The 5,837-nt window shown below is 65.0% G+C and carries 5 protein-coding genes; all 5 read right to left on the bottom strand.

The genetic code is table 11. The annotated features are described in order from the left end of the window. A partial coding sequence (locus RWT78_RS27450; protein WP_314682291.1) for a DUF2398 family protein occupies positions 1-839 on the bottom strand: 839 nt, incomplete at its 3' end. Beyond that, positions 836-2,341: a TIGR02677 family protein gene (locus RWT78_RS27445; protein ID WP_007733760.1), complete on the bottom strand. Its 1,506-nt coding sequence runs from the start codon at positions 2,339-2,341 to the stop codon at positions 836-838. The genes RWT78_RS27450 and RWT78_RS27445, both read right to left, overlap by 4 nt. 33 nt (positions 2,342-2,374) lie before the next feature. Beyond that, positions 2,375-3,460, bottom strand: coding sequence for a hypothetical protein (locus tag RWT78_RS27440; RefSeq protein WP_019748530.1), 1,086 nt, complete (start codon positions 3,458-3,460; stop codon positions 2,375-2,377). 146 nt (positions 3,461-3,606) lie between these two features. After that, on the bottom strand, positions 3,607-4,767 hold the full coding sequence (locus tag RWT78_RS27435) for an MFS transporter (RefSeq protein ID WP_399552207.1): 1,161 nt from the start codon (positions 4,765-4,767) through the stop codon (positions 3,607-3,609). After that, the gene (locus tag RWT78_RS27430) at positions 4,764-5,618 is read right to left on the bottom strand and encodes a PAC2 family protein (protein WP_223257810.1); all 855 of its coding nucleotides are present in this window, start codon (positions 5,616-5,618) and stop codon (positions 4,764-4,766) included. The genes RWT78_RS27435 and RWT78_RS27430 overlap by 4 nt, the downstream gene beginning before the upstream one ends. Positions 5,619-5,837 lie beyond the last annotated feature (219 nt).

Genomic DNA, 5,837 nt, shown 5'->3' with positions numbered 1-5,837 from the left:
GGATCGATCATCGCGATTCCCTCGGCGCGGCGCTCGGCCACCAACCCCGTCAGTAGTTCGACTTCCGACGCGGTCTTGGGCTGCGCCAACGCGATCAATTCGTGCTGATCGAGTTCACCGGCCAGTACGACCGGGCGCTCGACGAGTGCCCGACGTACTCGGCGTCCGATCTCTTTCGCGTCCACGGGAATTCCGTCGTCCTCGGAGGCGCTCGAGGTCTCGACGGCCAGGAGTCCGCGGATGGAGTGTAGGTGTTGCAGGGCGCGCGGTGGACGGAACAGCGCTACGACGACGGAACGGTCGATGTCGTAGAGCGCTTCTCCCGCTTCGGGATTGGACGCCCAGCCGTTTGCGTCACCGTCGGCGAGGGCGATGGCGCCTCTGACTCCGAGCCAGCCCACTGCGTCGACGAAGGCGTCGCGGTCGGACGCACGATCGGTGGAGAGTTCCACGCCGTCGACCTGCCCTGCGTCAGCCGCGACGTGATCGGCCAACTCCGACAACGTGATCTGGTTTCCGGCGCGGCCCAGCGCGGCCAGGCACAACGCCAGGTAGGCGTAGCGCGTGCGATCGAAGGTTCGCTCGGAGGCAGTTCTGGCCGGTGCCGACGGGTTGAGCCGATCCGACACCGTGAACAGGCGCGCGGTGGTCTCCGTCACCTCGAGGCGGTAGCCGAACAGTTCGAGAAGGTCGTCACGCAGTTCGGTGGCCCAACGGCGCAAGAGCGGCAACGCAATTCGATCCGGGTACGTCGAGGTGATCAGGTGGTTGGACAGGATCACTCGCGCCGCGCGTTGATACGAGTCGAGGGCAAGGGGCGTGATCTCGCGAGCTCTCATCGAACACTGACCTCGATGCCGTCGAGATGCATTCGTCCGCGAGCAGTCTTGATGGTGGTCGAACCGTCCGAGGGACTGAGTGTCAGCTTCACCCCGTTCTCGCTACCGGTGGAGCTCTTGACGCGTCCCACCACCGGAACGCGCGCGGTCAGTGCTGCATTGAGCAGACTCAGCAAAACTTCGGTCTCCTGCTCGTTGAGTTCGCGCTGATAAACACCGTTCGACGCGAGGGATTGCGCCGCGGCACTGCGCGTACGTTGCGCCGCCAACTGCTCTTCGCGCAGGCGGCGGATGCTGCCGTCGTTGCGGGCGACCTTGCTCGGCAAGCCGGGTGAGGGCGGGCGGCCGGTTTCGGCGAGTGTTCGCGCGATCTCGACCGGCGGTGCCTCCCACCACGAGCGTGAGTGCGAAATGATGTCGGCGTCCGGATGCACCATCGAGAGATGGCGTGGACGACCGAGGTCGAACACTGCCTGGAACAGAGCATGAGCTGCGTCTTCGGACGGCGTGGCGGCGAACCAGCCGGCGAGGTGCCGGAGCTGGCTCTCACGGCTGACGCCGCCGCGACGGGTTTCCGTGACGCGGCGAAGGAGCGCCAGAACCGCGGCGATCGCGCTCATCGTGCCCTCACGTAGACGCTCGGACTCGCTGATCCCCGATTCCGCGGAGACGAACCAGGCGGTCAATCCTCGCCAACGCGCAGCCCAGTCGTCTTCGCGTTCGGTGATCGGGACGAACACCCGTTCGTCACTGGCGGCGGCGAGGCGGATCATGCGATCGACCCCGGTGGATTCGACGTGCTCGATCGCTTCCTTGAGCTTGGGGGCGTAGCGAGCCAGATCGGAGCTGAACTCCCGCATGTGCGTGAGCAGAGCGTCCTTGTGCGTGAGGAAAGCCTGCGGAGTGATCTCCGTGGTCCGTACGAGGTCCCCGAGGGTCAGATAGAAGTGCGCGGCTCGATCAGCCATGTCGGAGAGTGTCGAGTCGAGGCGCTTGAGCTTGCGGAAGATCAGATCGCCGTCGGAGCTTCGGTTGGCCTCGGCGAGTTCGGACATGTCTGCGAGCAGGTCCGGCAGAGCGAGACGCGAGAGCGACGCCGAGTCCAGGCGTGCGGCGAGAACGTCTTCGACTGATCGATAGACCTGGTATCCGGCCTGACCGAACTGGTAGACGAAGTGGCGATTGCGGTACTCGGCCAGCGTGGCCGCGCGGGTGCCGTCGTAGCTGCGCTCGAGGATCTCCCACACGTGGAGCTGATCCAACAGGGGAGTGACCTCTGCTGCCGACAGATCGGCCGCCGGATCCGATCCACCGATCTTCTCGAGGATGTGCGCGACGGCTCCGGCATGCAGCAGGACGGTGTAGTTGGCGCGAGCATGGTCGAAGGCACGAAGTACCCAGAGGTACTCGGCCCGTTTTTCCGCGATCGTGAACGAAAACAGCTTCAGTCGATTGGTGTCGGCGTACGCGGCGTAATCGGGCGCACTCGTTTCTTCCACCATGACAGGGTAGGCGAGAGACGCCCCCTCTTTTTCCTACGGGCGATCCGTAGCAGGGGATGCGGCGCGTCGCCACTGCGATTCGTTCTCGATCATCCATGTGAGCAGGTGCTCGGCCGCCGCCTCGTCGGAGTCCGGGCCGACCAGCAGATCGGCGAACGCTTGGCTGGGGGCGACGATGCGGATGCCGTCGCGGGTGAGCAATCGGTCGAAGGCAGACGGTGAGAGGGGAGCGGTGATCCACACGTCACCGCCGGATTCCACACGCCGTAGTCCGAGAGCGTCGGCGAACTGATCGACGTTGTCGGCATGGAAGTGGGCACGTCGAGTGGGTGCGTACCGAGCAAAGGGTGCGGCGGCCACCGAGGCGGTACCGGCGTAGATGTGACCGCTGAGCTGACGCAGTTGATCGAAGAGTGCTTCCAACCCGTCCGGCGCGTGAAAGCCGTGAGGCGTCGGCGCTTTGGCCCCGGCCTCAGCCGCCCATTCACGAAGCATCTTCGGCCAGCGGACGTCACCGATTCCGCCGCGGGGGAGCCGGGTGACCAGTTCGCGATCCGACAGTGTCTGAACCACCCGGTAGGTTGCTCCCGTCGATGCACCGGCCAGGCGCACCAAGGCAGTGATCGCCAGTGGCGCCGCGAAATCGGCAAGCGCACGCACGACGCGAGCTGACGGATCACCCGTCAGCTGTCCGGAAGGACGTCCGGGCCCCCGCCACGGATCGGCGTCGGCTCCGCGTCCACGCACCCAGACGGCGGGTCGATCAGCGGTCAACGACACGTTGCCCGTGGCGTCTGCGTACGAGATCGCGTGGGAATCGAGCTGCCGGCGGACCGGCTCGGACAGATATTTTGCGCACACGAAGCCGGGTTGACCGGTGGGGAAGCGATCGGCGATACCGGGAACGTCGCTGCTCAGGACACCGTGAGCGGCGTAGACGCCGAATTTGGCCACCGCGCCGTCAGGGGAGCGGAGGTCGAGTCGGAGTGGCGCCTCGGACAGGTCGGGGGAGCGCTGCGTCGACAAAGACCAGGTAGGAGGCAAATTTTCTTCGATGACGGCAACCGATCGCCGAAAAATGTCGATCGGCCGTTCCGGTTCCGACTCAGATTCGCTCATGTTCCAATGGTATCAATATCTGTCGACGACGGAAACACAAGATTTGCCGAATAATGTTCGCCCTGACAGCCTCGCGACAACGGTGGTCGCTTTCGCCGAGAAACTCACTACCTACACAACTTCAAATTCGAAATTGCCGAGATCGATCAGCGTTGCTTCGGCATGATCAGGGGAGCGACGACGGCGAGCAGTAGTGCGGGGATCAGGAAGCTCGCGGCAGGCGAAGAGTCGTAAATCGGTGTCAGGGCCAGGGGAGCAAGAGCGGCGCCGCCGAAGCGCATCGCTTGGACGACGGACACGGCGCCGCCACGGTTCGGCCCCGCGGATCCGAGGACCGCCGCGTTGACGCCGACCAGCACGAACTGGCTCGCGACGCCTGCGACAAACCATGCGATCGCGATCACCGGCACCAAGCCGGCAAGGCCGACGACGGAGACCAGAACTGCTCCGCCCAGGGCGCCGATCATCACGGAGGAGCGTGCGCCGATGCGCTCGATGAGGATTCCGATGCGCCGGGCCGAGAGGATGCCGGCCACGCCGAAGACGGTGAGCAGTAGGCCGCGGACGGTGGGGGACAGCCCGAACTCGTCTTCGAAGCGGAAGGCAAGCAGGAAGCTCAGTCCACCGAGGGCGCCCCAGCCGAGCAATGCAGCGATACCGATGCGGAGCACTTCAGGGCGTAGTGCGTCGCGAAGGCGTGCAGGAGTAGTCGCTGCCGGTGCGTCGGACTTCGGAAGTCCGACGGCTCCCAGGATGCCCGCGACCACTGCGATGACGAGAAAGGCCAGACGCCAGTCGAATTCGGCCGCCAGTCCGCCGATCAACGGAGCCGACGACTGCCCTGCGGCCTGGAATGCGCCGAAGGCTCCAAGGGCTCGACCCAATCGGGCCTGCGGAGTTGCGGCCGCCAACGAAGCAAGCAGCAGCGGCGTGGTGAATGCGTTCGCGGAGCCCTGCAGTACCCGGGCGGCAAGGAAGATCTCGAGTGTCGGGGCGAGGAAGCATGCCAACGACGCGAAGACATAGACGCCGTATGCGATGCGCACCGTCCGGACCTTGCCCCACCGTGTCCCGAGCGTCCCGGACACCAACATCAGAGCGGCGAAGGGGAGCAGGTACGCGGTGAGGGAAGAGGCGGCCGCCGACGGGCCGACCCCTAGATCGTCACCGATCTCGGGGAGGATCGAAGCAACCACGCCGCCGCCGAACGGGCCGAGGAACCCGCCGGCGTACAGCGCGATCAGTTGAAGCCGGAGGCGCAGTGGGCGCTGCGTACTTCCACCTTCTTCTAGAGTGTTCTTGCTCACAGTCCGAAGCTGCCGGGGCCTCGCCGTCTGAGGTAGCGCTCGAATTCCGCGGCGATGGCGTCGCCGTCGATCTTGGAGATTGCTTCGCTGATGTCGGTTTCGGCGTCTCCCCGTTCTTCCAGGGTGCGCACGTATTCGCCGATTTCCTCGTCGTCCGCGGTCATTTCGTTGACCGCTTCCTCCCAATCCTCCGACTGAGCCGGGAGCTCCCCGAGTGGGACCTCGATGTCGAGAACATCCTCGACTCGTTGAAGTAGGGCCACTGTGGCCTTCGGGTTGGGTGGCTGCGAGACGTAGTGCGGAACCGCCGCCCAGAACGAAATAGCGGGTACACCAGCACGAACGCACTCGTCCTGAAGAACCCCGGTGATGCCCGTCGGGCCTTCGTACCGCGTCTGTTCCAGGTTGAATCGGGCGGCGGATTCACTGCTGTAGGCCGTGCCCGTCACCGGGACCGGCCGGGTGTGCGGAGTATCGGCGAGCAGGGCGCCGAGGATGACGACCGTCTTGACGTTCAGCTGGTCGATCAGCTCGAGCAGATCCTCGCAGAAACTGCGCCACCGCATGTTGGGTTCGATCCCGCGAAGCAGGACGATGTCGCTCTCGCTGCCAGGAGGCGAACAGACCGACAAACGTGTTGCCGGCCAAACGATTTCGCGAGTGACACCGTCGACCTGCCGGACCGTGGGGCGGTTGACCTGATAGTCGTAGTAGTCCTCTGAATCGAGTTCGGCGAGCGGCTGGGCATCCCAGATCAGCTCGAGATGTTCGACCGCACCGCTGGCTGCGTCACCGGCGTCGTTCCAGCCCTCGAAAGCTGCAACGAGGATGGGATCACGTAGGACAGGGATGTCGCCCTCGAGGCGGTCGCTGCTGTCGACGGCAAAGCCGTCAGGGCTCTCGAAGGCCGCGGAATCATCGAAATCGACCGGGCCGTCGGGAGTGACGGGGAACTCACTTGGACTCACCCACCCAGCCTACGGCCAGAGCTTGTCGGTGCGCCCACTACTCTGGACGGCATGTCTGCCCCATTTAACTCTGCCCTGCTTGATGCGCTGAAACAGCGCGTT

The sequence above is a fragment of the uncultured Rhodococcus sp. genome (assembly GCF_963525155.1).
In the GTDB taxonomy this organism is placed as follows: domain Bacteria; phylum Actinomycetota; class Actinomycetes; order Mycobacteriales; family Mycobacteriaceae; genus Rhodococcus_F; species Rhodococcus_F qingshengii.
Note: the sequence above shows the minus strand (reverse complement) of the source record. Positions and strands in the feature narration are given on the sequence as shown.